The organism is Neisseria sp., assembly GCF_041804105.1.
Classification (GTDB): Bacteria; Pseudomonadota; Gammaproteobacteria; order Burkholderiales; family Neisseriaceae; genus Neisseria.
The window spans coordinates 1-23,599 of the sequence record NZ_JBHCJY010000062.1 but is presented as its reverse complement, the minus strand read 5'-3'; the positions used below and the strand labels follow the sequence as shown (position 1 = coordinate 23,599).

At 54.8% G+C, this 23,599-nt stretch carries 25 protein-coding genes; 10 read left to right on the top strand and 15 right to left on the bottom strand.

What is annotated here, in order from left to right:
* The 5 genes from ACEYDX_RS06195 to erpA all read right to left on the bottom strand — a co-directional run.
* On the bottom strand, nucleotides 1-301 hold a 301-nt coding region (locus ACEYDX_RS06195; protein WP_373741157.1), incomplete at its 3' end, for a hypothetical protein.
* Nucleotides 285-581 (bottom strand): helix-turn-helix domain-containing protein, encoded by a 297-nt coding sequence (locus ACEYDX_RS06190; RefSeq protein ID WP_373741156.1) that lies wholly within the window; start codon nucleotides 579-581, stop codon nucleotides 285-287. The genes ACEYDX_RS06190 and ACEYDX_RS06195, both read right to left, overlap by 17 nt.
* A 256-nt stretch (nucleotides 582-837) precedes the next feature.
* Nucleotides 838-1,617, bottom strand: coding sequence for a type I methionyl aminopeptidase (map, locus tag ACEYDX_RS06185; protein ID WP_373741158.1), 780 nt, complete (start codon nucleotides 1,615-1,617; stop codon nucleotides 838-840).
* Between the two features lie 137 nt (nucleotides 1,618-1,754).
* On the bottom strand, nucleotides 1,755-2,423 hold the full coding sequence (locus ACEYDX_RS06180; RefSeq protein ID WP_373741155.1) for a hypothetical protein: 669 nt from the start codon (nucleotides 2,421-2,423) through the stop codon (nucleotides 1,755-1,757).
* 228 nt (nucleotides 2,424-2,651) lie between these two features.
* A complete protein-coding gene (gene erpA / locus ACEYDX_RS06175) occupies nucleotides 2,652-2,990 on the bottom strand; it encodes an iron-sulfur cluster insertion protein ErpA (protein ID WP_373741154.1) in 339 nt (112 codons plus the stop codon).
* 349 nt (nucleotides 2,991-3,339) lie between these two features.
* Between erpA and kdsC the strand changes: the two genes are divergently transcribed.
* The 6 genes from kdsC to hpf all read left to right on the top strand — a co-directional run bounded on the left by kdsC (nucleotide 3,340) and on the right by hpf (nucleotide 7,876).
* Nucleotides 3,340-3,876, top strand: a complete 537-nt coding sequence (gene kdsC / locus ACEYDX_RS06170; RefSeq protein WP_373741153.1) for a 3-deoxy-manno-octulosonate-8-phosphatase KdsC — start codon at nucleotides 3,340-3,342, stop codon at nucleotides 3,874-3,876.
* Nucleotides 3,873-4,454, top strand: a complete 582-nt coding sequence (gene lptC, locus ACEYDX_RS06165) for an LPS export ABC transporter periplasmic protein LptC (protein ID WP_373741152.1) — start codon at nucleotides 3,873-3,875, stop codon at nucleotides 4,452-4,454. The genes kdsC and lptC overlap by 4 nt, the downstream gene beginning before the upstream one ends.
* Nucleotides 4,435-4,977, top strand: coding sequence for a lipopolysaccharide transport periplasmic protein LptA (lptA, locus tag ACEYDX_RS06160; RefSeq protein WP_373741151.1), 543 nt, complete (start codon nucleotides 4,435-4,437; stop codon nucleotides 4,975-4,977). The genes lptC and lptA overlap by 20 nt, the downstream gene beginning before the upstream one ends.
* Nucleotides 4,978-5,109: 132 nt before the next feature.
* Entirely contained in the window at nucleotides 5,110-5,844 is a 735-nt protein-coding gene (gene lptB, locus ACEYDX_RS06155; protein WP_373741150.1) for an LPS export ABC transporter ATP-binding protein, read from the top strand.
* Nucleotides 5,845-6,143: 299 nt separating this feature from the next.
* A complete protein-coding gene (gene rpoN / locus ACEYDX_RS06150; protein WP_373741149.1) occupies nucleotides 6,144-7,487 on the top strand; it encodes an RNA polymerase factor sigma-54 in 1,344 nt (447 codons plus the stop codon).
* A 98-nt stretch (nucleotides 7,488-7,585) separates the two neighbouring features.
* On the top strand, nucleotides 7,586-7,876 hold the full coding sequence (gene hpf / locus ACEYDX_RS06145) for a ribosome hibernation-promoting factor, HPF/YfiA family (RefSeq protein WP_373741148.1): 291 nt from the start codon (nucleotides 7,586-7,588) through the stop codon (nucleotides 7,874-7,876).
* A gap of 88 nt (nucleotides 7,877-7,964) precedes the next feature.
* Here the strand turns inward: hpf and ACEYDX_RS06140 are convergent, their stop codons facing one another.
* On the bottom strand, nucleotides 7,965-9,263 hold the full coding sequence (locus ACEYDX_RS06140; protein ID WP_373741147.1) for a valine--pyruvate transaminase: 1,299 nt from the start codon (nucleotides 9,261-9,263) through the stop codon (nucleotides 7,965-7,967).
* A 140-nt stretch (nucleotides 9,264-9,403) separates the two neighbouring features.
* On the opposite strand from ACEYDX_RS06140, the gene ACEYDX_RS06135 reads away from it, so the two are divergent.
* From ACEYDX_RS06135 to glnE, 3 genes are all read left to right on the top strand, one after another.
* On the top strand, nucleotides 9,404-9,790 hold the full coding sequence (locus ACEYDX_RS06135; RefSeq protein ID WP_373741146.1) for a hypothetical protein: 387 nt from the start codon (nucleotides 9,404-9,406) through the stop codon (nucleotides 9,788-9,790).
* Nucleotides 9,791-10,618: 828 nt separating this feature from the next.
* Nucleotides 10,619-11,245 (top strand): tellurite resistance TerB family protein, encoded by a 627-nt coding sequence (locus ACEYDX_RS06130; RefSeq protein ID WP_373741145.1) that lies wholly within the window; start codon nucleotides 10,619-10,621, stop codon nucleotides 11,243-11,245.
* A 362-nt stretch (nucleotides 11,246-11,607) separates the two neighbouring features.
* Nucleotides 11,608-14,358 carry a bifunctional [glutamate--ammonia ligase]-adenylyl-L-tyrosine phosphorylase/[glutamate--ammonia-ligase] adenylyltransferase gene (glnE, locus tag ACEYDX_RS06125; protein WP_373741144.1) on the top strand — a complete coding sequence of 917 codons (2,751 nt, stop codon included), beginning with the start codon at nucleotides 11,608-11,610 and terminating at the stop codon, nucleotides 14,356-14,358.
* A 1,495-nt stretch (nucleotides 14,359-15,853) separates the two neighbouring features.
* On the opposite strand, the gene ACEYDX_RS06120 is transcribed toward glnE, so the two are convergent.
* The gene (locus tag ACEYDX_RS06120) at nucleotides 15,854-17,851 is read right to left on the bottom strand and encodes a chorismate-binding protein (protein WP_373741143.1); all 1,998 of its coding nucleotides are present in this window, start codon (nucleotides 17,849-17,851) and stop codon (nucleotides 15,854-15,856) included.
* Between the two features lie 245 nt (nucleotides 17,852-18,096).
* On the opposite strand from ACEYDX_RS06120, the gene ppk2 reads away from it, so the two are divergent.
* Nucleotides 18,097-19,026, top strand: coding sequence for a polyphosphate kinase 2 (gene ppk2 / locus ACEYDX_RS06115; protein ID WP_373741142.1), 930 nt, complete (start codon nucleotides 18,097-18,099; stop codon nucleotides 19,024-19,026).
* Between the two features lie 335 nt (nucleotides 19,027-19,361).
* Here ppk2 and ACEYDX_RS06110 read toward each other — a convergent pair whose 3' ends face one another.
* The 8 genes from ACEYDX_RS06110 to ACEYDX_RS06075 all read right to left on the bottom strand — a co-directional run bounded on the left by ACEYDX_RS06110 (nucleotide 19,362) and on the right by ACEYDX_RS06075 (nucleotide 23,144).
* Nucleotides 19,362-19,493, bottom strand: coding sequence for a hypothetical protein (locus tag ACEYDX_RS06110; protein WP_373741141.1), 132 nt, complete (start codon nucleotides 19,491-19,493; stop codon nucleotides 19,362-19,364).
* Nucleotides 19,494-19,737: 244 nt separating this feature from the next.
* Nucleotides 19,738-20,433 carry a hypothetical protein gene (locus ACEYDX_RS06105; protein WP_373741140.1) on the bottom strand — a complete coding sequence of 232 codons (696 nt, stop codon included), beginning with the start codon at nucleotides 20,431-20,433 and terminating at the stop codon, nucleotides 19,738-19,740.
* A 99-nt stretch (nucleotides 20,434-20,532) separates the two neighbouring features.
* Nucleotides 20,533-20,904 carry a type II toxin-antitoxin system HigA family antitoxin gene (locus tag ACEYDX_RS06100; RefSeq protein WP_373741139.1) on the bottom strand — a complete coding sequence of 124 codons (372 nt, stop codon included), beginning with the start codon at nucleotides 20,902-20,904 and terminating at the stop codon, nucleotides 20,533-20,535.
* A gap of 8 nt (nucleotides 20,905-20,912) precedes the next feature.
* Entirely contained in the window at nucleotides 20,913-21,197 is a 285-nt protein-coding gene (locus ACEYDX_RS06095; RefSeq protein WP_373741138.1) for a type II toxin-antitoxin system HigB family toxin, read from the bottom strand.
* Between the two features lie 241 nt (nucleotides 21,198-21,438).
* Nucleotides 21,439-21,825, bottom strand: coding sequence for a type II toxin-antitoxin system VapC family toxin (locus ACEYDX_RS06090; RefSeq protein ID WP_373741137.1), 387 nt, complete (start codon nucleotides 21,823-21,825; stop codon nucleotides 21,439-21,441).
* Nucleotides 21,822-22,061 carry a type II toxin-antitoxin system Phd/YefM family antitoxin gene (locus ACEYDX_RS06085; RefSeq protein WP_373741136.1) on the bottom strand — a complete coding sequence of 80 codons (240 nt, stop codon included), beginning with the start codon at nucleotides 22,059-22,061 and terminating at the stop codon, nucleotides 21,822-21,824. Before ACEYDX_RS06085 ends, ACEYDX_RS06090 begins: the two co-directional genes overlap by 4 nt.
* Before the next feature lie 72 nt (nucleotides 22,062-22,133).
* Entirely contained in the window at nucleotides 22,134-22,502 is a 369-nt protein-coding gene (locus ACEYDX_RS06080) for a type IV pilin protein (protein ID WP_373741135.1), read from the bottom strand.
* A gap of 114 nt (nucleotides 22,503-22,616) precedes the next feature.
* Entirely contained in the window at nucleotides 22,617-23,144 is a 528-nt protein-coding gene (locus tag ACEYDX_RS06075) for a transposase (RefSeq protein WP_373741134.1), read from the bottom strand.
* Nucleotides 23,145-23,599: the final 455 nt, after the last annotated feature.

The window sequence follows — 23,599 nt, the reverse complement described above, 5'->3', positions numbered from 1 at the left end:
TGCAGGCATGAATGAAGAGACTAACCGATTGTTTATAGACAATTTCTTTGGCATTTGAATGATAAAAAGAGTTGGAAAACCAACCCAAATATCCATTAGAAGCTAAGTTCTCGAAATACCAACCCAAATGTCCATTAAGCCTGTTTTTCAATTTTTCAGACGGCCTGTGTGGGGTAGCAGTGTTTGAAACATGGTTTCGATTTTGAAGGCCGTCTGAAAAGTTGCAGGCCAAAAGAAAACTGCCCGTTGGGGGAAACGGGCAGTGTGGATGTGGATGCAGAAGGTTATTTGTTTTTTGCATCGGATTTGGCTTCTTTTTTCAGGGATGCGTAAAGCTCGGGATCGCGGTTTTTCAATAGGGAGGCAATCGCCAAGTCGTCGCGGTTTACTTTAGCTAAATCAACGTGTTCGATGTGTACCAGACGCAAAAGTTCGCGCACGGGTTTGGGCATGTTGCGGCCTGATTCGTAGCGGGAGCCGCCGGATTGGGTAACGCCGATGCGGCTCCAAAAGTCCATTTGGTTCATGCCGAGTTTTTTGCGGATGTCGCGGATGTTTTCGATTTTCTCAAACGATTTCATGTAATTTCCTTCTACTGAATTTATGGTCTGTCTGCAGGATGATGATTTTTCCGGACTAAAGCATAAGCTCTATTCCGTTTTTAAGTTATGAATGTTAGACATCATATTTGAAATAAGTTTGGTTTGTGCGTTTGTAAATTACTATATCATCGCGATGATGATTTTTTCAGAAAAATTAATTCTGAAAATTCAATAAGATATAATCATGTCAAGATTTAATTGTTAAGCATATTTTACATAAATAAACATTTAAAAATCATGGTTTTCCGCTTGCGGGGCTGATGGTCAGGATTTCGCAGCCGGTTTCGGTAACCAAAACTTCGTGCTCCCATTGGGCGGAAAGCGAGCGGTCTTTGGTTACCACTGTCCAGCCGTCGGCCAAAATGCGCAGGTGGCGTTTGCCTTGGTTAATCATCGGTTCGATGGTGAAAATCATGCCCGGCTCGAGTACCATGCCTTGGCCTTTGCGGCCGTAATGCAGGATTTGCGGTTCTTCGTGGAAGCCGCGGCCGATGCCGTGGCCGCAGAATTCCTGTACGACAGAATAACCTGCGTTTTCGGCAACTTGTTGACAGGCGTAGCCGATGTCGCCGAGTGTGGCACCGGGTTTGACGGCGGCGATGCCGGCCATCATGGATTGGTGGGTGATGTCAATCAGGCGTTTGGCCTGCGGGCTGATGGTGCCGACGGCAAACATGCGGCTGGAATCGCCGTGAAAGCCGTCTTTTTTGATGGTTAAATCGATGTTGACGATGTCGCCGTTTTTCAGGGGCTTGTCGTCGGGGATACCGTGGCAGATGACGTGGTTGACGGAAGTGCAGCAGGATTTGGGGTAGGGCGGATTGCCGTAGTTGAGCGGCGCGGGATAGCCGCCCTGTATTTCGGTGTGGTAGTTGTAAACGAGCTTGTCGATTTCGTTGGTGGTGATGCCGGGCTTGATGAATTGGCCGATGTAGTCGAGCGCTTCGGCAACCAAACGGCCGAGTTCGCGCATTTTTTCGATTTCTTCGGGGGTTTTGATGATGACTGCCATGATGTCCTGTATCGATATTGTCTGACGGTATGGTTGGATTATAACGCGAAACGGTTTGAAATTCAGACGGCCTTGTGCCGCGTTAAGGTTAAAAGCCGTCTGAAAAAGTTTTCAGACGGCTTTTATTGCGGGTTTTGGCTTTAGAGATATTTCGCGGCCAAATAGCCTGCGGCAACGAGAACGACGGCGCCGAATGCCACGGCAACGCCGACGAGAAAATTGCGGCGGCGCATGGCATTGTTGACGACGGCGAATTCCGTACCCAGTTCGGCGCGCAGTTTTTCTTCGAGTTCCTGACGAACCTGCTTGCGCAGGCGTTTTTCTTCTTCTTGGCGTTCAAGTTCGAGCTTGTGGGCGATTTCGGTTTGCTTTTTGTGTTCGAAAACCAGCTTTTCTTCCCATTCGATGCGTTTGCGCTGAATCACGGCATCGGTTGCCGAAGCGAAATTCAGATGGCAGAGGATACACTCTGTTGCTTCGGGATCGGCTGCGATGGTTTTGCAGACGGGGCATTGACGCACTTCGGGCAATGCGTTTTCGTCGTCGTTGTTTTCGACGTGTTGCAGCTCGAGAGACTGTCGCACCACCACGTCCAAACCGAGATAGTTGAAATACTGCTGGGCGTTTTCGCGCTCGCCCTGAGTGCAGTTTTCGGCGATGATGGCCTGAGGACGTTCGGACAGCGCCTGAATCAGGTCGGCGGCTTCGTTTTCCGGCAGATTGTCGTAAAGACAGGCGTTAATCCGCTCTTGGTCGACTCCCGGCGGATAGGAAACATAAACGTCGTAAAGTTTTTGTTGTGTGTTCATTGCGGTTCCGTTTCGGCCTTGCGGCAGCAGAAGATGATGCTGTCTGCCTTGGTTCTGTTTTCCGGCGGGTGGAGGATGGGTATTTTAGACAAAGCCGGTTTACCGGAAAACAGTTATGACTGGTATTTATTATTATAGGGTACTTGTTTGCGGTTTGAAAGATTTTGATGCCGAAAGGCCGTCTGAAAGAACAGACGGCCTGTTTTATGCAAAATGCAGCGGTTTTGTTTATACGGAAAACGAAGAACCGCAGCCGCAGGTGGTTTCCGCGTTGGGGTTGCGGATGACGAACTGCGAACCCTGCAGGCTTTCGGTGTAGTCGATTTCGGCGCCGACGAGATATTGGTAGCTCATGGGATCGACCAGGAAGGTCAGTCCGTTTTTCTGGATTTCGAAATCGTCGTCGTTTTTGATTTCGTCGAAAGTGAAGCCGTATTGGAAGCCGGAACAGCCGCCGCCGTTGACAAACACGCGCAGCATCAGCTCGGGGTTGTTTTCTTCGGCAATCAGGTCGGCCACTTTGGTGCAGCAGCTTTCGGTAAAGATGATGGGGTTTTCGTCTGACATGATGTGATTCCTTATGTGCGTTCGGCCTGCGCGGATTGTCGCGCAAACGTGTTGCTTAGGCAAGTTGGGGCGCGGCGGGGAAATTCAAGCGGGCAGGCGGTTGCCGTGCAGATTTGCGGGCGGCGGCCTGTGTGCGTGAACGGGGCGCGGCGGATTTTTACATTCCGCCGGCATGGGAGCTGTTGCGTATTTGTTGCGCTGTGGCGGGCAGGTACGCGGCAAAGGCCGTCTGAAAGCGGACTGCCCGCCCTTTTACACTTTCAGACGGCCTTTAATTTCCCTTGTGCTAAAATCCGCATATCAAGGCCGTCTGAAATTTTTGCCGCAACTTCCCGAAAGCATTGAAACCATGTTCGAATTGTCCCCCGACATCCGCGCCCGTGCGGAAAAAATCAAGCTGTTGATTCTTGATGTGGACGGCGTGCTGACCGACGGACGCATTTTCATCCGCGACGACGGAGAAGAAATCAAGTCGTTCCACACGCTCGACGGCCACGGTTTGAAAATGCTGCAGGCCAGCGGCGTCCGGACGGCGGTTATTACCGGCCGCGATGCGCCTTCGGTGGGTGTGCGCGTGCGGCAGCTCGGCATTTCGTTTTACTACAAAGGCATCCACGACAAGCGTGCGGCTTACGCGGATTTGCGCGAAAAAGCGGGCGTGGCCGAACAGGAGTGTGCGTTTGTGGGCGACGATGTGGTCGATTTGCCGGTGATGGTGCGCTGCGGCCTGCCGGTGGCCGTGCCCGATGCGCATTGGTTTGCGCTGCGGCACGCGGCTTACGTTACCCGCCACCGCGGCGGTGCGGGTGCGGTGCGCGAAGTCTGCGACCTGATTATGCAGGCGCAGGGAAATCTGGAATCTGCTTTGAACGGGTACATCGAATGAAAATCCGCTGGCAATACGGCATTGCTTTTCCGCTGATACTCGCAGCCGCGCTCGGTGGTCTGACGGCCTGGCTCGGACGCATCAGCCAAATCGACATCGAGGAAGCGGCACTCAATCCGAACGAGCCGCAGTACAGCATGAGCGGCATCAACGGCCGCCGTTTCGACGAACAGGGCCGTCTGAAAGAAAATCTGGATGCGCAGCGTGCGGTTCAGTATCCGAAAAAAAACGGCGTTCATTTCGAGCGTCCCGACTTTACGCTCTATGAAAACGGCCGCCTGCTGTATAAAGTGGCCAGCAAAGATGCGGTGTACGACACCGAAAGCAAACAGGTGGCGTTTGATAATGACGTGGTGCTGACCAAAGAAGCCGATGCCGGCAGGCCCGCAGGCGTGGTCAAAACCAGCCGCCTGACCGTCGACACCCAAACCCGCACCGCCAAAACCGACGCGCCCGTCGATTACCGCTACGGCGATTCGCACGGCACGTCGAACGGCCTGACTTATGACTATGAAAAAGGGTTTCTCAACCTGCCCTCACGTGTGAAAGCCATTATTTATGACCCGAAAAACCTTTAACACACCGATATTCGTACTGGCTGCCCTGTGTGCGGCAGCCCCTGCCTTTGCGCTCGAGAGCGACAGCCGGCAGCCCATCCAAATCGAGGCCGACCAAGGCTCGCTCGACCAGGCGAACCAAGTTACCACGTTCAGCGGCAACGTCATCATCAAGCAGGGATCCATCAACATCCGCGCAGGCAGCGTAAAAGTATCGCGCAACGACAAAGGCCAGCAGTTTATGACCGCCAGCGGCAGCCCCGTGAAATTCAGCCAAACGCTCGACGGCAACAAAGGCACGGTGCACGGACAGGCCAACAAAGTGGATTACACATCCGCCAGCAGCGTGGTAACGCTGACCGGCAACGCCAAAGTAATGCGCGGCGGCGACGTGGCGCAGGGTTCGGTGATTACCTACAACACCAAAACCGAGGTGTACACCATTCTCGGCAGCAAAGCCTCGGGCGGGAAAGCCAGCAGTACCAAATCCGGCCGCGTCAGCGTGGTCATCCAACCCTCAAGCACGAGCGGCAGGAAAAAATAAGCGGCTTTTCCTTTACAAACCGTAACAAAACGCCCACACCTTTGGCAGGCCGTCTGAAAAAATCCGCTTACAAAAGTTTTCAGACGGCCTGTAACACGATTACAATAGTAACCATCACAAAAGAGCCAAAACATGACCGACACCCGCAGCCGCCTTGTGGCGCAAAACCTGCAGAAAACGTTTAAAAAACGCCAAGTCGTCAAAAACTTCACGCTGGAAATCGAAAGCGGCGAAGTCATCGGCCTGCTGGGGCCCAACGGCGCGGGCAAAACCACGAGCTTTTACATGATTGTCGGCCTGATTGCCGCCGACGCGGGCAGCGTAACGCTCGACGGGCGCGAATTGCGTCACCTGCCTATCCACGAGCGCGCGCGTTTGGGCGTGGGCTACCTGCCGCAGGAAGCGTCGATTTTCCGCAAAATGACGGTGGAGCAGAACATCCGCGCCATTCTCGAAATCAGCGCCGCCGACAAAAACACCATCGATGCCGATTTGGAGAAGCTGCTGGCCGACCTCAACATCGGCCACCTGCGCAACAGCCCCGCGCCTGCGCTTTCGGGCGGCGAACGCCGACGCGTCGAAATCGCCCGCGTATTGGCGATGAAGCCGCGCTTCATCCTGCTTGATGAACCTTTTGCCGGCGTTGACCCGATTGCCGTCATCGACATCCAGAAAATCATCGATTTCCTGAAGCAGCGCGGCATCGGCGTGTTGATTACCGACCACAACGTGCGCGAAACCCTGCGCATCTGCGACCGCGCCTACATCATTTCAGACGGCACCGTACTCGCATCGGGACATCCCGAAGAACTGGTCAATAACGAACAGGTGCGCGCGGTTTATCTGGGCGAAAATTTCGATTATTGAGGCCGTCTGAAAACCGTTGGAACAGGTAAACCGTAGTCCGTATTTTCGCTCGGCAAAGGCAGTGTTACCGTTCCGGCAAACCGGACTTGTGCCGCCCAGCCTGCCTGAAATACAGCGGAATGCAATAGCGTAACTCCGTCTGCGGCTTGACAGCCGCCCCGCTCAGATTGTCTTCAATTCCAAGTCAAGGCCGTCTGAAAAAAACAAAATAAAAAAGCCGCTGCAACTGCAAAGTTTTCAGACGGCCTAAGAACAACAATACCCATACCGACAACAACATTGCGTCGTCAAAACCGAAAATGAGCCAGAATTACTCACTCAACCTCAAGCAGACCCAGCAGCTCAACCAGCGGCTCCAGCAGTCGCTGCGCGTGTTGCAGATGTCCGGCCAGGAACTCGAACGCGAAGTCGAAGACTGGCTGGAAGAAAACCCACTGCTCGAAAAACCCGAAGCCGACGAGTTCGCCGACTTCGATTTCAACACTTCCGCAGCCGCGCCGAAAAACATGGGCGGCGACGAAGCCGAAGACGTGTGGGCAACCATTGCCGAAGAAGAGGATTTCAACGCCTACCTGCACAAGCAGGTGTGCGAACACCCGCTCACAGAGTCCCAGGCCGCCCGCGTCCACATCCTGATCGATTTTCTCAACGACCAAGGCTATCTGACCGACAGCCTGTCCGACGTTATCGACAACACCCCGCTCGAGTGGATGCTCGACGAAGACGACATGCAGGAAGCGCTCGACTGCCTGCAAACCTTCGACCCCGCCGGCGTGGCCGCCAAAGACCTGACCGAATCGCTGATACTGCAACTGATGCGCCTGCCCGCCTCCCCCGCACGGCAGACCGCCGCCAAAATCGTGCGCCATTCCATCGACGATTTGGCCAAAAGCAGCCGCCACAACATCACCCGCTACCGCAAACTCTTCCCCGACACCGATGCCGCCACCATTCAGACGGCCTTGGACATGATTGCTGCGCTCAACCCTTACCCCGCCTACGGCTTCGCATCCGCCGAACCGACATCCTACGTCCAGCCCGACGTGTGGATAAAAGAAACCAAAAACGGCTGGCAGGTGGTCGGCAACGAAGCCGCCTGGCCGAAAGTCCAGCTCAACAGCGAATTCTGCGAACTGCTCAAAGACAGCGGCGAAGCCGATCCCGTCTGGAAAGAAAAGCTCAGCGAAGCCCGCCAGAAAATCGATAGCCTCGAACTGCGCAAAAACACCGTTATCCGCCTTGCCGAATACATCGTCCAACGCCAGGAAGACTTTTTCATCTTCGGCGAAATCGGCCTGACCCCCATGCTCATCAAAGAAGCCGCCGCCGAATTGGACGTAGCCGAAAGCACCGTTTCGCGTGCCGTCAACCATAAATATCTGGCTTGCCCGCGCGGTGTATTTGCGTTACGCTATTTCTTCAGTCAGGCAGTGCAGAACGACAGCGACAACGAAGGCGTCAGCCAGAGCGCGGTCAAAGCGATGGTGGCGCAGCTCATCGAAAACGAAAACCCCGCCAAACCCCATTCCGACGAAGCCCTGTGCGCACTGCTCAAACAGCAGGGGGTCGAAATCGCACGGCGTACCGTGGCCAAATACCGCGAAATGCTCGACATCCCGCCCGCGCACCGCCGCAAGGTTTGACAGCGGACACGCCGTCTGAAAACCGCCGGAACAGAATACCGCAGCGTCCGACAATTTCCCGCCCGCACCGCGGGCAAACCAACCGAAGGAGCAACATCATGAATCTCAAAATCACCGGTCTGAACTTCGACATCACCGAAGCCATCAAAAACCATGTCGAACACAAACTCGAGCGCATCAACCGCCATGCCGCCAACGTCATCAGCACCACCATCACCCTTTCGGTAGAAAAAGTCGAACACAAAGCAGAAGCCACCGTACATCTGGCGGGCAAGGATCTGCACGTCGAAGCCGTCGAAGCCGACATGTATGCCGCTGTGGACGTATTGATGGACAAACTCGACCGCGCGGTTTTGAAACACAAAGAAAAAAGCGCGGAAGTGCGCTGAACGGAATCTCGGTGTAAACCGTTGAACCCGAAACAATAAACAATTCAGGCCGTCTGAAAATTTTTCAGACGGCCTTTGTTTTGACGGCTTACCGCCGCGCCTGCCCATACAGTGCGCGCACTTCCGCGCCGATGGCGGCGATGCCTTTGCGCAGCACGTCTTCTTCCTGTGCGATGCTGATGCGGATGCACTCTTGCGCGTGACGGTAGCCTGCGGTGTCCATGCCCACGAAGAAGTGTTCGCCGGGGATGACCAGCGTGCCGCGGTTTTTCAGGCGTCGGTAGAGTTCCTGTGCGGGGACGGGCAGGCCGTCGAACCATACCCACAGGAAAATCGCGCCTTCGGGTTTGTGGATTTTGACGGGACAGCCTGCGAATTCCTGTTTCAGCAGCGATACGGCGAAGTTGGCCTGTTTGCGGTAAAACGGACGGATAACGTCGTGCGACAGGGTTTTCAGACGGCCGTCTGCAATCAGCGGGGTGGCGACGGCGGCACCGAAGCGGGTGGGCGCGAGGTTGACGACGGCATTCAGGCAGCTTACGGCCCGGACGACTTCGGGTGCGGCAACAATGATACCGGTACGCACGCCCGGCAGGCCGACTTTGGACAGGCTGAAACAGAGGATGGTGTTGCTGTTCCAAGTGAGGGTAACGTCGCTGTAAATGATGTCGGGGAAAGGCATGCCGTAGGCGTTGTCGATAATCAGCGGCACGCCGAGCGTTCGGGCGAGCGCGTCGAGTTTGGCCATTTCGCCGTCGGCGAGCACGTTGCCGGTGGGGTTGGTCGGACGCGAACAGCAGATGGCGCCGATGCGCCCTGCTTTGACCTCGGGCAGGTGTTCGAGCGCATCGAAATCGACGCGGTATTTGAAGAAACCGCCTTCGCCGTTGTGTTCGGCATCGACAATCTGCGGCGGCACGGCGGTAAAATGCCGTCCTTCGACGTGCGCATCGGCATAGCCGACATATTCGGGCGCGAGCGGCAGCAGGATGGTTTTGTCGACGGACTGGCCGTCTGAATCGAAGCGGCCGCCGAACAGGTTGAAAAGATAGAAAAATGCGTTTTGCGAACCGTTGGTCAGCGCGATGTTGTCGGCGGTGATGCCCCAGCCGTATTCGCGGTTGAAGAAATCCGCCAGCGCGCCGATGAATTTTGCGTCGCCCTGCGGCGTGGAGTAATTGCCTATGCTCTCGATGCCGTCGGGATTGTCGGCCAGCTTTTGCAGGATTTCGCGGTAAACGGCGTTGACTTCGGCAATGCGCGCCGGATTGCCGCCGCCGAGCATGTTGACGGGTTTGCCTTCCGACAGCGCCTTGCCCAAATCGTCCATCAGTTGCAGAATGCCGCTGCCGCCGGTGAATTTCCGACCGAATGAGGAGAAGTTCATGTGGTGTGTTCCTTTTTGCCTAATGACGGCGTTCGGGCCGTCTGAAAACCATTCCGCAAACCGCTGCGGATGCGCTCCGTTTTGCCGTGCAGCGGCATTTCAGACGGCCTTTGGCCGAAAGACTGACAGGTTATCAGATAATGGAAATCCGAAAAAGTTTGCCCGAGATTGAAAACATGGCGGCCGCGCAAACCGGCCGCCGCATCCGCATCCGCCAAACCGCGCCCGACACCGTGCGGCTGCACCTGCTGCTCGACATCGAACTGGCCTTGGTGGGGCACACCGACACCGCGCTGGTGTTCGACTACCGGACGGGTGCACTCGGACGGCTGGCCGCCCACAGCGCGGAAAAACTGTTCGGCCCGATACGCACCAAAAAAATCACGCTCGACACCGCCGCACGGCAAATCTCGCTCCATCTGGACGTGTTCGGCGAATTCAAACCCCATCTCGAAGGGCACGTTATCCGTTCCGCCGCGATTTCAGACGGCCTGCTGCGGGTGGCGCTGGCGGATAAGGCCGTCTGAAAACGGATGGCGGGCAGTTCGGTATCGTTTGGACAACCGTTTGTAGGCAAACTTTCAAAAACCGCGCCGGAAACGGATGGACGGCCGACCATACAAGGCCGTCTGAAATCCCGCCCTGCCCCGCGCCGAATGGACTGTTTGTCCGAACATCACTGCCGCCGCCCGCAACGAAAAATCACAGCATCCGATAACCATCCGCCAACCTCTTTCCCGAAACGCAACTGTCTTCCCGAACCCAACTGCCTTCTCGAACAAGGTACGCAACGGCCGCTCGATCCGACGATTGACGGCCTACCGTTTTTCAGACGGCGTTATCCGGTTCAAACGGTTGCTAAAGTAATCAGGCCGTTGAGTTTGAATAATGCGATAACGACCGATGCCGTCATTCCCTCAGGCGGGAATCCGGAAAGTTGGAATTTCTGCATTGGCTGAAAAAATATCGGGTTCCGAACGTTCGGGTCCGGATTCCCGCCTGCGCGGGAATGACGGTGACAAACGTTGCCGCACCCAACCTACACGCAGCGCAAAACGGCCGGTCAGAAACACAGGCCGTCTGAAAATCTTTCAGACGGCCTGCGGTACAACAGGCGGTTAACATTATCCGTCACAGGATGGCGCTAATGTCGGGTATCTTGCTTTTCAGACGGCCTGCGGTTTTCGCCATGTCTGCTTCTAATGATTCAGCCGTTCGGTAACGACACCGACCATACCCGACCCCCGCTTAATTTTAAACCCCGCTCACAAACCCTAACGCTCTCTTCACTTGCGAATCTGCGAATCCGCACCCATCTGCAAATCCGTTCCCAACCACACAACAAGGAAAATCGCATGAACTTCGGCAATCTTTTAAACCAGGTACTCGGCGCCGTTCAACAGAAAAGCGGCAAAGGCAGCGGCATCAACAGCGGCATGCTCTCCAAAATCGGCGGCGGCGCGGCTGCCGCGGGGCTGGCCGCCGCATTGTTCAAAAACAAAAACACCAAGAAAATCGCCACGGCAGGTTCGATGGCCGCACTCGGTGCGCTGGCCTACCACGCCTACCAGAAATACCGCGAAAACCAAAACGGCCAGCCCCTGCCCGACCAAAGCGCGTTCCAGCCGCAGGGCCAGCTTGCCGACAATACCGGCCGCGTGGTGCTGCGCACGATGATTGCCGCCGCCGCTTCAGACGGCCTGATTGACGAGGCGGAACGCGCCGTCATTCAGGGCGAAAGCGGCGAAGACGCGGAAACCGCCCGCTGGATTCAGGCGGAAATGGCATCGCCCGCCACGCCCGCCGACATTGCCCGCGAAGTCGGCGGCAATCAGGCTCTCGCCGCCGAAGCCTATTTGGCCGCGCGTATGGTGTGCGCCGATTTGGGCCGCAAGGAAATCGTGTTTCTGTCGCAGCTTTCGCAGGCTTTGCAGTTGGACGAAAAACTGGTGGAAGCCTTGGAGCAGCAGGCAGGGTTTTAACGGTTTGTCCGTGCGGCAGGCCGTACCGCCTGCATGATTTCCGCCGCATAAACATAAAGGCCGTCTGAAAATTTTTCAGACGGCCTTTGCCGTTGTTATGATGATTCGCAGGTACGGTTAGCCCCGTGCTTTTCGGGGCGAAACCGTACGCAATGTTCCGAAATGTTCAGACAACACCGTTGATACGGCGGAGTGCGTACGGTTACGCCGCTTGGGGCGGCTAACCGTACCTACGGTACTTTTCAGACGGCCTTTGCCGTTGTTATGATAGGGAAAGTCTTCATTAAGTTTGTCCGTTATAAAACGTATATTGCAGGTTCGGGTTTTCCGAACCCATATCTTTTCCCGAAATCCCATCCGCCATGCAAACCCTTATCGATACCGCCCGCCGCCACTCCCTGTACCTTGCCCGCCATCTCGACAACGGCAACCTGAAGCCTGAAATTTTCCGTCCGATGCTGGAGAAAAAGCTGGAAACGGCCGATTTCCAAGCCTTTGCCGATTGGGAAACCATCCTGGCCGACGAAAACGAAGACGAGCTGGCGCGGCAGTTGCGGCTGCTGCGCCGCTATGTGGTGGCGCAGATTATCGTGCGCGACATCAACCGCATCAGCGATTTGGCCGAAGTAACGCGCACGATTACGCTGTTTGCCGATTTCGCCGTCAACACCGCGCTTGCGTTTGCCGATGCGTATTACCGCGGCATGTACGGCACGCCGTTGGGCAGGTACACGCGCGCGCCGCAGCATTTGAGCGTGGTGGCGATGGGCAAGGCGGGCGGATACGAGCTGAACGTGTCGTCGGATTTGGATTTGATTTTCGTCTATGGCGAAGCGGGGGAAACCGACGGACGGCGCGAACGCAGCAATCAGGAGTTTTTCACCAAGGTGGGGCAGAAGCTGATTGCGCTGCTGAACGACATCACGGCCGACGGGCAGGTGTTCCGTGTCGATATGCGGTTGCGGCCCGACGGCGACTCGGGCGCGCTGGTGCTGAGCGAAACCGCGCTGGAACAGTATCTGGTGCAACACGGGCGCGAGTGGGAACGTTATGCGTGGTGCAAAGGACGGGTGGTTACGCCGTCTGAAAACGACATTACCGCGTTGGTGCGGCCGTTTGTGTTCCGCAAATACCTCGATTTCGGCGCATATGAGGCGATGCGGCGGCTGCACGGCCAAATCCGCGCGGAAATGGGGCGCAAAGGCATGGCCGACAACATCAAACTGGGCGCGGGCGGCATCCGCGAGGTGGAATTTATCGCGCAGATTTTCCAGATGATACGCGGCGGGCAAAACCGCGCGCTCCAACTCAAGGGTACGCAGGAAACGCTGCTCAAGCTCGGCGAAACGGGCATTCTCGACACGGAAACGGTTCGCACGCTTTTGGCCGCCTACCGCTTTTTGCGCGATGTCGAACACCGCCTGCAATATTGGGACGACCAGCAAACGCAAAACCTGCCCGAAAATCCCGAACAGCGGCAGCTTTTGGCCGAAAGCATGGGTTTTGGCGACTACGCCGCGTTTTCAGACGGCCTGAATGCCCACCGCGGCAAAGTCGACAAACTGTTCAACGAACTGCTCGCCGAATCCGAAGAATCGGCCAGGCCGTCTGAAAACCGCGAATGGGCGTGGATATGGCAGGAAAACGGCGATGCCGAAGAGCGGTTCGACCGTTTGGCCGCACGCGGCTTCGATGCCGCCGCCGTGGCCGCACGGCTCGACCGGCTCCGCAGCGGCCACAAGTACCGTCACCTTTCCGCCCACGCCCTGCCGCGCTTCGATGCCGTGATGCCCGCGCTGGCGCAGGCCGCCGCCGCTCAGCCCAACCCCACCGCCACGCTGATGCGGCTTACCGACTTTCTCGAAAACATCAGCCGCCGCTCCGCCTACCTCGCCTTTCTCAACGAACACCCCCGCGCACTCGAACGGCTGGCCGCCGTGATGAGCCAAAGCTCGTGGGCCGCCGGCTACCTCACGCGTTACCCGATTCTGCTCGACGAACTCATCAGCACGCAACTGCTCGACACCGGATTCGACTGGCCGAAACTCGCCGCCGAACTTTCAGACGGCCTTGATGCGTGCAGCGGCGACACCGAAGCGCAAATGGACGTACTGCGCCACTTCCAACACGCACAGGTATTCCGTTTGGCCGTGCAGGATTTGGAAGGGCTGTGGACGGTGGAAGCCCTTTCCGACCAACTCTCCGCGCTCGCCGACACCCTGATTGCCGCCGCCATGCCGCGCGTGTGGGCCGACATGCCCAAAAAACACACCGACTCGCCCAACATCGCCGTAATCGGCTACGGCAAACTCGGCGGCAAAGAACTCGGCTACGCATCCGATTTGGACCTGGTGTTCCTGTTCGACGACCCCCACCCCGACGCACCCGACATCTACGCCCGCTTCGTGCGCCGCCTCAACAACTGGCTCTCCGCCGCCACCGGCGCAGGCACGCTCTACGACACCGACCTGCGCCTGCGCCCCAACGGCGACAGCGGCTTCCTCGCCCACAGCATCGCCGCCTTCCAAAAATACCAGCACGAAAACGCCTGGACATGGGAACACCAATCCCTCACCCGCGCCCGCTTCATCTGCGGCCTGGCCGACGGCGGCACCTGCCTGCGCGAACACGGTTTCCCCAACCAAAACGGCGTCCACCCGATTCAGACGGCCTTCGACCGCATCCGCACCGACATCCTCACCCAAACCCGCGACCGCCCAGCGCTCGCCCGCGACATTACCGACATGCGCGAAAAAATGTTCCCCACCCATCCCCCGCTCGACAGCAACGTCAAATACGCGCGCGGCGGCGTAGTCGATGTCGAATTCATCGTCCAATACCTCATACTCGCCCACTCGGGCGAACACCCGCAACTGCTCGACAACTACGGCAACATCGCCCTGCTCAGCATCGCCGCCGGCTGCGGCCTCATCGACAGCTACCTCGCCGGACAAAGCCGCACCGCCTACCGCTTCTACCGCCAGCACCAACACAACACCAAACTGCGCGACGCCGAAAAAGTCAACGTCGACGACGAACTGCTGGCCTACTACCGCAGCGTGCGCAAACTGTGGGCGCAGGTATTCGGCGAAGAAGCGCGGCAGGCCGTCTGAAACAAGTTTTCAGACGGCCTTCAGGGTCGGGATGCAACAATCTATTTGAATTTATTTTTATTGAAAATTTTCTGCAATACAATGTTTAAAGGTATAAATATTAAAACGGCTATCGACGTTACCTTCAGCGACTGAATGAAATCATGAAATATTAGGAAATACGTAGCGACAAGCGTAGAAACAAAAACAAAAACTGCCGTATTCAATATAAAAAGATTAAATTTCATGATATTTCCTTCTTTGCTGTGCATAAACACTATAATTTCATTCCGTGAATCTTAAATAACCGTGTCGGGCCGGTGCCGAAACACCAACCCGACCGGTTTTAACATCAGGCTTCAGGGTAGGTTTTACTCCCAACCATCCGAGATGACGGTAGAACCGAAGCCGCCGACAAAACCATCGGCTGCTGCCGCGGCCGCAGGACCACCTGTCAGTCCGGCCACTCCTGCGCTTAATCCGATTACTGCGCCAACCGCAGCAGCCTCTCTCCATTCTCCCGATTAAACTCGCCTGCAACCAAACTCAAATCATCCATAGAAAGGGTTTGGATTTCGGTGTTATTGAAACAAAATTTTTGCATATTCTTCTCCTATTAAAAGTGAATTAAATCGAAAATATCGGATTCAGATTAAATCTTTCCAATGATTGTCTGATTTTTTTCGATTTCGTTCATTTTTTTGAAGTTAAGTTTTTAAAATAAAAATTGATTTACATCAACCTTGAATGGGTATTTAAAACTTTTTGGCATTGACATATGATTTTGTACAGAAAACATAAAAACAGCATGGCGCAGCCGTATGCAAGGCGTGCGGCAGGGAAACAGGCCGTCTGAAAATGCAAACATCACATTTGTACGGTTACGCCGCTTCGGTCGCTGACCGTACCTACGGAATCATACCCAATGCAGATACGGTTAGGCCGCACGCCGTAACCGCACACAATAACGGCAGAAAAAACAGGCAGGCCGTCTGAAAACTTGTTTCAGACGGCCTGCCTGTTTCTGTCGTTCCGCGGATATACCGCGTACAACGTCGCCAACCTTTATACCTTGCCACAGCCACCGCACCAACCCGTCATTCCCGCGCAGGCGGGAATCCAGACGGTCGAATTTCGGTAACCACTGAAAGTTTCCACTTTCGCATTAAAACCCTTTTCCTACTGAAACTCCGCTCCCGCACCGAAAATCCCGTTTCTGCTCTGAAATACCGTTCCAGCTCCTGAACCGTCTGGATTCCCGCCTGCGCGGGAATGACGGACGGTTTCCATTTCCCAAATCCCGTCTGCCCCGACAATCATGCCAACGGCAGGCCGTCTGAAAATGCAAACGGCACATTTTTACGGTTACGCCGCTTCAGGCGGCTGACCGTACCTACGGACTGGATTCCCGCCTACACAGGAATGACGGCTGTTTTCCGTTTCCCGAAATCCTACCTGTCCCCACAATCTGCCAACAACAAGGCCGTCTGAAAACATTTTTCAGACGGCCTGCCCGCTATTTCAACCGCACCGTGAATATGCCGCGCAAGGCGTTGCTCAGGCGGATTTCTTCTGCGTTTCCGACCATTTCCCGCGTGATTTCGCGCTCGTACACCTGTTCCGTGCCCAAGTATTTTTGCGGCTCCGCCATCACTTCCTGCCGCATCACGCCGTTCAAAATATCGGCTTTCAGCGGCGGCGTGCACCATACTCCGTTGATTTTCATGAAAACATTACTTCGCCCGCCTTCCAGCAGCAGGCCGTCTGAATCGAACAACAGGCCGTCGAACGCGCCCTGCCGTTCGGCCTGCTGCCAAACCGCGTCGAATATTCCGCGTCGGGTGGTTTTGAAACGGCGCAGGTAATCGCGCTTGGGCAGAACGGTATCGGACAAAACCACGGCATTTTCAGACGGCATCGGCGTTAGAACCGCATGAGAAAGGCACAGGCCGTCTGAACCGAGCAGGGCTTTGATGCGGAACGCGCCTTGCGGCAAAGCAGAAATATAGTCTTGAATCTGTTGGAGAAAATTTTCCGACCACGGCAGGTTCAGCGCGGCGGCGGCGGTTTTCAGACGGCCTGCGTGGCGGTGGAACAGCACACAGCCCCCCTGCTCCGCCCGCATGGTTTCAAAGATGCCGAATTCGGGGGACAGGCGGGTGAGAAAGCGGGCTTTCCAGCCGCATTCTTCGTATTCGCTGCGAGGGTCGCTGTCGATGACGATGCCCGAACCGACGCCGTAAACGCCGCGGTAAATCAGGTTTCCGGGCGTTTTTGCGGCCGCGGTTTGCCGTGTGGCGCACCTGCCTTCCGCGGGGCGGGGAAACGCACGGCCTGAATGCGGAAGTGTTTGTCGGGAAACAGATATTCCATCTTTGCCCACAGGTTTTGAGACGGGTTCGCACGCGTTTGCCGCATTTTGGCCGTCTGAATGTCCGCCATTTCCGCTGCCGCAATGTTTGCCGCCTTCCGGTTCGGCTTCGTCTGCTTCCAACACCAGCGTCCGGATGACCACGTTCAACACGCCTTCAAAGCCCAATGCGTTTTCAGACGGCCTTAAAAATCCGATGCTGCCGCAATACAGCCCGCGCGGTTCGGTTTCCAAGTCATTGATTATCTTCATGCTCATCCGCTTGGGCGCGCCCGTAACCGAACCGCAGGGAAAGGCGGCACGGAACACATCCGCCGCCGTTGTGCCGCGTTTCGCCCGCGCTTCAACGGCGGAAGTCATCTGCCACACGCTGCCGAAACGCGTTACCTTAAACGGCTCGGGCACACGCACGCCGCCCGTTTCGGCGATTTTGCCCAAATCGTTGCGCAGCAAGTCCGCAATCATCACGTTTTCGGACCGGTTTTTCGGGTCGTTTTGTAAAGCGCAGGCGCGTTCGGCATCGCCGCCGTCGTTCAGAAACGGCGCCGTACCCTTCATCGGTTCGGTAACCATCAGGCCGTCCGAACCTATCCGCACAAACAGTTCGGGCGAAAAACACAATGTCCAGCGCACCTTACCCGCCGCATCGGGCAGGCAGGCAAGCGCGGCATAAGGAACAGGCTGGCGCAGCCGGCGGTAGAGCTGCACGGGGCTGCCGTAAGCAGTCAGATGCAGGCGGGCGGTGTAGTTGGTTTGGTAGGTATTGCCGCGCCGGATGGCTTCGTGTATCTCATTGACGACATTGATGTATTCTTCTTCCGACACGGAAAATTCCGGGCGGCTGATGCCTGCCGGCAGGCCGTCTGAATACTGCGCCAGCCAGCTTTCGGCATCCACATTTTCACGGTCCGCAAACCAATGCACCGCCAAATGCCCCGTTTCAGTCTGCGGCAGGTTGACCAAAGGCAGGCCGAAGCCGTAATCCGTCCACACCGCTGCATACAGTCCTTCCGCCCAACCGCGCCGCAACAGGCCGTCGAGCGCATCAAGGCCGTCTGCAAGCAGGAAATCGCTGCGGACATAACCGGAATACAACACAGCACCGCCGGACACGGCATCGTCGAAAAAAGCGAAATAACACATAAAATAAAACGCTTTCTGCAAAACAGGCGATTATATAGCGAAACTGCAGACCCGGTTCGGAAGCAAGTGCTTTTGCGCAACAGATTGGCAGGCCGTCTGAATAACCCGCAAAAAAAGCGTGTAGTTTGTTGTAGCAACGCGTAAAATAATATCGAAACGATTACCTATGACTGCCGAAATTTTCCGACATGCCCAGCCGTATCGGAAAACGGCTTCCGTCCAACCCTTTTCCACAAGGAGCATCCATGACCGACAAACAACTGACCCCGTTTGAAAAAGTAGATTTAGGCGGAAAAGAAAACGAACTGGCCATCTTTGAAAAAGCCGTCTTGGAACACAAAGGCCGCGTCAGCGCCGAAGATTCGGGCAGCGCACCCCTGCCCGCCAGCTATCCCTACAGGCAGCGCATGAACCGCAGCGTTTACGAAAAAGAAAAAGCCAAGCTGCAAATCGAGCTGCTGAAAGTGCAGAGCTGGGTGAAAGATTCCGGCCAGAAAATCGTCAGCCTGTTCGAAGGCCGCGACGCGGCGGGCAAAGGCGGTACCATCAAACGCTTTATGGAACATCTCAACCCGCGCGGCGCACGCGTGGTCGCGCTGGAAAAACCTTCCGTTGCCGAACGCGGCCAATGGTATTTCCAACGCTACATCCAAAACCTGCCCACCGCAGGCGAAATGGTGTTTTTCGACCGCTCTTGGTACAACCGCGCCGGTGTCGAGCGCGTGATGGGTTTCTGCGAACCGAGCGAATACCTGCTGTTCATGCGCCAAACCCCCGAGCTTGAACGTATGCTCGTTGCCAGCGGCATCCATCTCTTCAAATTCTGGTTTTCCGTTTCCCGCGAAGAGCAGCTCCGCCGCTTCATCTCCCGCCGCGACGACCCGCTCAAACACTGGAAACTCTCCCCCGTCGACATCCAGTCGCTCGACCGCTGGGACGACTACACCGAAGCCAAAAACGCCATGTTCTTCCACACCCACACAGGCGACGCACCGTGGACGGTCATCAAGTCCGACGACAAAAAACGCGCCCGTCTCAACTGCATCCGCTACTTCCTGCACCGTCTCGACTATCCGGGCAAAGACTTGGAAGCCATCGGCGAAGTCGATCCCCTAATCGTACAGGTTCCGGAAACCCGTTTCCGCGACAAGAGTTTTGAAATTCTGGTCGATTAAACTTTAACCCGCCGAACCGCAGCAAAAGGCCGTCTGAAAATTTTTTCAGACGGCCTTTTCGGTATTCGGCTGAAAAACAACGGTTTCCCCATTGCCTTTCAACTTGGTTAAAAATGTTTTGAAGTCTCGTAGATTTAGCTTGGTAAACGGACTGGTAAAACGGATTCGCTTGAAAAACACATGACCCGTCATTCCTGCGCAGACGGGAATCCAGAAGGTTAAACTTCAAAACCCGCTTGGAAAATCCGGTTACTGATCATTGCAAGTCTGGATTCCCGCCTGCGCGGGAATGACGGCATATCTGCACCGAGTTGTATCAGCAAATCCCGCAAAAATCAGACCTGCACCCGCTCCAACCCCATCAGCGAACGCAGCAGACCAATCCTGACCGATTCCGCTTCAGGGCTGTCCGCCCGTGCGGATAAGATTTTCAAAATTGCCAAAGCATCAAAAATATCTGTATTCATACAACGTTTTCCCTTGGTTTTTATTTATGTTTGGATAATGCGCCGAGGTTACCGACACTCCCGCAAGCGGGAAATCCGTCGTTAACACCCATAAACGCATGAATCAAAAAAGACTTCTCAAATATTAAACATGGATTCCCGTCTGCGCGGAAATAACGGCTGTTCGCAGTACCGCATCCACTTAAGCACAGCTTGGCTGAAACAGCCTGATTTTTATATTATTTGCCGTTCAGACGGCCTGCTTTTAAATATTCACCACCGCTTCGCCAAACCTGCCGACCACGCGGAAACCCTTATCCACCGCAATAAACGCGCGGCGGTATTTGCCCACCACCGAAAACACATACACCTTACCGTGCTGCAATTCCAACTGGTTCAACACCAAACGGTCTTCGTCCTTGATGTTTCTGCGGCTCGAAGCATCCGCTTCCGCCACCTGATCACCCGCCTGCGCCAGCGAAACGAACGAAACGCTGCCGTCCGCACCGCGGCTCTGCACCGCCACAGGCACATTCCCCAGCCGCACCATATTGCCCGTATCGATTGAGCGCAGCGCATCGTTTTCCGCCCATTCCTGATAAGGCACCACAGCGCTGTAACTGTTCGGATAAAACAGAATCATCTTCGGATGCGCCTGATACACCATATACATCCCGTACACCAACGCCGCCAACTGAACCGCACCGATCACCGCAAAATCACCGATTTTCTCGCGACGCGGTTTCTTCGGATTAAACACCAGAAAAGTCAGCAGCGGCCCCAGCACCAAATCAATGCCGAACACCAAACCCAGCCCCTGCCAGCCCCCGCTCATTCCGAAATAAAACGACGGAAACAGGCAGAAATACATCCAAGCCATCAGAGCCATAGAAATCAGCAGCGACAACAACACATGCCAACCGAGCGCCTTGGCTTTGGCCTTAAAGTCAAAATTACGCATAATCCCTTTATTCTTAATAAAAAAAACAGTTAACAGTATAGAAATATTTTTTCAGACGGCCTGTCCCTTAACAGGCCGTTCCGTTTTTCCATCCCGACATTACACGCCCAAAAGCAAATCCGCGGGAATATTCAACCCCTTGTGCAGCTTCCGAATCATCGTCAGGCTCAACGGACGCTTGCCGCTCAAAACTTCCGATACTTTCGACGGACTGCCCAAATAAGCCGTCATGTCTTTTTGCGTCAAACCGTTCTGCTCCATACGGAACAAAATAATATCCAACGGCGTAACAGGTTCCGTTATTTCAAAAAAACGCTGTTGCCGCTCGTAATTGGCGACCAATGCCGCCAACGCATCCAACTCCAAAGCCGCATCGCTGCCGATTGCAGGATTCAAATCCATCAACTCGCCGATACGTGCCAAAGCCGCTTCATGGTCGGCGGCAGTTTTAATGATTTTCACACTGTCCATATCCACTCCTAAAACTGCTTTTTATCATATTCGGCATGCGTACCTATCCATTCGACAAGCACAATACCGTTACAGTATCTGACCTTTACCACCAAGCGGAAATGATTGCCCCGTATATTGAAAATCACACGGTTGTCCGCAAGAAAATCGGCGGCTTGATACACCGCCTTGATGTCGTTCGGCGACTGCCAATTTTCCCGCTCCACATCCGCGACCCATGTCGCCAGAGCCTTACGGCTGTCTGCATGTTTTTTGGCAAATGTATCCAGCTTGTTTTTACCCAAAATTTTCATTATTGTCCGAAATAAAATTCCCCGTTTGGAAATAGTAACATTTTATTCCCATTTGGGGAAACGACAAAATCAGTTTACCGTACATGCACAGAGCATTGATTCACACAATACCGTTCCGAACCGTTATTCCCGCCTGCACGGGAATGACGGTTGTGAGCGGCAACACATCATCAAACACATCAATCAGCCGCGCCGCACACAACCCAATATTTTTCAGACGGCCTTACAGCCCGAAGCCGGTTCAACGCCCCGCATCCAAAACACGAATCCCGTATTTGAAAATATCCGCATTCACCGTCATCAGCTCCAACCCTTCCGCCTGAGCCTGAGCCACCAGCATCCTGTCAAACGGATCTGCATGGATTTTCGGCAGCATTCCCGCCTGCTGCCCGTGAAACAGACCGATGGGCAGCGGCACAAATCCCGATTCGTCAATGGCCTCAAACACCTCCTCCGGCAAATCAAGCAGCCCTTTTTCCCGCTTGATGGAGATTTCCCATACCGAAGCCGCGCTCACATAAACCTCGTTGGCCGGATTCGCCAGCAAAGATTTGGATTTTTTGCCCAAACGCGGATGGTCGAGCAGCCACCAAACCAACACATGCGTATCCACCAAAATCCGTTTCACAAACTGCTCCCGAACAAATCCTCGATTTCCTTATCCCCGCCCAAATAGTCATTATCCGCAAACGCCAAATCCGGCTGCTTTGCCAACAAAGCCCCGGGCTTGCGTTCGCTTTTTTCCACCGGCACAAGCTGGACATAAGGCTTGCCCGCTTTCGCAATAATCACGGTCTGCCCCTCATAGGCACATTTGGCCAGATGGCTCAGATTGGTTTTCGCATCATGTATATTCGCCTGCATAGCATTATTCTATTAAACCAGATTAGCTAATTAGGGCACAGAAAATATCGGTGCTCAAGGTTCAAGCCTTGGCTACTTCACAATCCAACAGCCTTTTTTATCCTGAAAATCGCATTTGATTTTTGCCCCGCCCGGTTTACGGGCAGTCGCTTCGATGTCATTCAGTTTGCTTGTATATTTCTTCCATTGCGAAGCATCGGTTGTGGTTTCGCAGGCTTTGTTTTCGGGAGCGGGAATCGGAAAACCATCCATCGCAGGATTGCTGACAATATTCAGCACCGTTCCGCTGTATGCCCTTGCTTCGGCCAAACACGCACCGTCGGCGGCTTTTTCCACATAGCCCATATAAGACGGCAAAGCCACGGCAGCCAAAATGCCGATAATCGCGATGACAACAATCAGCTCCACCAGCGTAAACCCTGTTTCCCGCAAATTTTTCATAACATTCCCTTTATAAATCAAATTACAACTCAGAAACCGTAGGTACGGTTAGCCGCCCAAAGGCGGCGTAACCGTACAAACCCACGCACCATCCGAATTTTCAGAAGCAACGCATTATTCTCCGAAATCACCGTCTTCCAACATCCCACACCAATCAGGCGGATAAAACCCCCGTTGTACAAACAGATGAAAAGTCGAATACGGCCAATCCCTTACCTGTCTTACCCAACAATGCTTGAGCGGATTGACATGGACATAATCGATATGCCTCTGCAAATCCGTTTCGTCCCGAATCAGATGTTCCCAATAATGCCGCTGCCAAATACCCCGCGCGCCGTCTTTCCTGCGTGCCGGAGAACGATATTCGGTATTCGGCAGATTCCGGCTGAAATGGCTTTTAATCAAACGCCAGCGCAACGGAAAATCCGTATCCCCGTCAGGAAGTTTCCAAATGCAATGCATATGTTCCGGCATTACCGACCAAGCCACGATTTCAAACGGATATTGTTTTTTTACCTTACGCACAGATTCCCGCAGCAAATCGATTTCCCGAACCAGCAAATCATTGTTTGTCCGCTTCAGCAGATTTACCGTAAAAAACCACGTTCCGCCCGGTCGGAAAAGCCTTCGGTAATCAGGCATCGCATCCCCCATCAAAAACCACCGCCGTAGGTACGGTTAGCCGCCCAAAGGCGGCGTAACCGTACGCACACCCGACAGCATAAAATCATTCCCGTTTTTCAGACGGCATCCGCCGCACGCATTTTCCGCCACCCGTATTTTTCCGCATGGCGTACGGAACATCTCGGCATACCGGACACCGTAGCGGGCGGAAACATCGTTTCGTACGGTTACGGCGTACCGCCTAACCGTACCTACACGAGTTACACCGGTTATATAAATCCACCGCCGTAGGTACGGTTAGCCGCTCAAAGGCGGCGTAACCGTACGCACGCCCGACAAAACATTCCCGTTTTTCAGACGGCATCCGCCGCACGCATTTCCGCCACCCGTATTTTTCCGCATGACGCACGGAACATCTCGGCATACCGGACACCGTAGCGGGCGGAAACATCGTTTCGTACGGTTACGGCGTA

What these genes read in the sequence shown, in the direction of transcription:
- ACEYDX_RS06190 (WP_373741156.1), bottom strand. Translation starts at nt 581, where the DNA reads ATGAAATCGTTTGAGAAAATCGAAAACATCCGCGACATCCGCAAAAAA.
- ACEYDX_RS06100 (WP_373741139.1), bottom strand. Translation starts at nt 20,904, where the DNA reads ATGGACAGTGTGAAAATCATTAAAACTGCCGCCGACCATGAAGCGGCT.
- ACEYDX_RS06085 (WP_373741136.1), bottom strand. Translation starts at nt 22,061, where the DNA reads ATGCAGGCGAATATACATGATGCGAAAACCAATCTGAGCCATCTGGCC.
- ppk2 (WP_373741142.1), top strand. Translation starts at nt 18,097, where the DNA reads ATGACCGACAAACAACTGACCCCGTTTGAAAAAGTAGATTTAGGCGGA.
- ACEYDX_RS06080 (WP_373741135.1), bottom strand. Translation starts at nt 22,502, where the DNA reads ATGAAAAATTTGCGGGAAACAGGGTTTACGCTGGTGGAGCTGATTGTT.
- kdsC (WP_373741153.1), top strand. Translation starts at nt 3,340, where the DNA reads ATGTTCGAATTGTCCCCCGACATCCGCGCCCGTGCGGAAAAAATCAAG.
- lptB (WP_373741150.1), top strand. Translation starts at nt 5,110, where the DNA reads ATGACCGACACCCGCAGCCGCCTTGTGGCGCAAAACCTGCAGAAAACG.
- hpf (WP_373741148.1), top strand. Translation starts at nt 7,586, where the DNA reads ATGAATCTCAAAATCACCGGTCTGAACTTCGACATCACCGAAGCCATC.
- ACEYDX_RS06140 (WP_373741147.1), bottom strand. Translation starts at nt 9,263, where the DNA reads ATGAACTTCTCCTCATTCGGTCGGAAATTCACCGGCGGCAGCGGCATT.
- ACEYDX_RS06105 (WP_373741140.1), bottom strand. Translation starts at nt 20,433, where the DNA reads ATGCGTAATTTTGACTTTAAGGCCAAAGCCAAGGCGCTCGGTTGGCAT.
- lptA (WP_373741151.1), top strand. Translation starts at nt 4,435, where the DNA reads ATGACCCGAAAAACCTTTAACACACCGATATTCGTACTGGCTGCCCTG.
- ACEYDX_RS06110 (WP_373741141.1), bottom strand. Translation starts at nt 19,493, where the DNA reads ATGAATACAGATATTTTTGATGCTTTGGCAATTTTGAAAATCTTATCC.
- ACEYDX_RS06120 (WP_373741143.1), bottom strand. Translation starts at nt 17,851, where the DNA reads ATGTGTTATTTCGCTTTTTTCGACGATGCCGTGTCCGGCGGTGCTGTG.
- erpA (WP_373741154.1), bottom strand. Translation starts at nt 2,990, where the DNA reads ATGTCAGACGAAAACCCCATCATCTTTACCGAAAGCTGCTGCACCAAA.
- ACEYDX_RS06075 (WP_373741134.1), bottom strand. Translation starts at nt 23,144, where the DNA reads ATGCCTGATTACCGAAGGCTTTTCCGACCGGGCGGAACGTGGTTTTTT.
- rpoN (WP_373741149.1), top strand. Translation starts at nt 6,144, where the DNA reads ATGAGCCAGAATTACTCACTCAACCTCAAGCAGACCCAGCAGCTCAAC.
- ACEYDX_RS06135 (WP_373741146.1), top strand. Translation starts at nt 9,404, where the DNA reads ATGGAAATCCGAAAAAGTTTGCCCGAGATTGAAAACATGGCGGCCGCG.
- ACEYDX_RS06130 (WP_373741145.1), top strand. Translation starts at nt 10,619, where the DNA reads ATGAACTTCGGCAATCTTTTAAACCAGGTACTCGGCGCCGTTCAACAG.
- lptC (WP_373741152.1), top strand. Translation starts at nt 3,873, where the DNA reads ATGAAAATCCGCTGGCAATACGGCATTGCTTTTCCGCTGATACTCGCA.
- ACEYDX_RS06180 (WP_373741155.1), bottom strand. Translation starts at nt 2,423, where the DNA reads ATGAACACACAACAAAAACTTTACGACGTTTATGTTTCCTATCCGCCG.
- glnE (WP_373741144.1), top strand. Translation starts at nt 11,608, where the DNA reads ATGCAAACCCTTATCGATACCGCCCGCCGCCACTCCCTGTACCTTGCC.
- ACEYDX_RS06095 (WP_373741138.1), bottom strand. Translation starts at nt 21,197, where the DNA reads ATGAAAATTTTGGGTAAAAACAAGCTGGATACATTTGCCAAAAAACAT.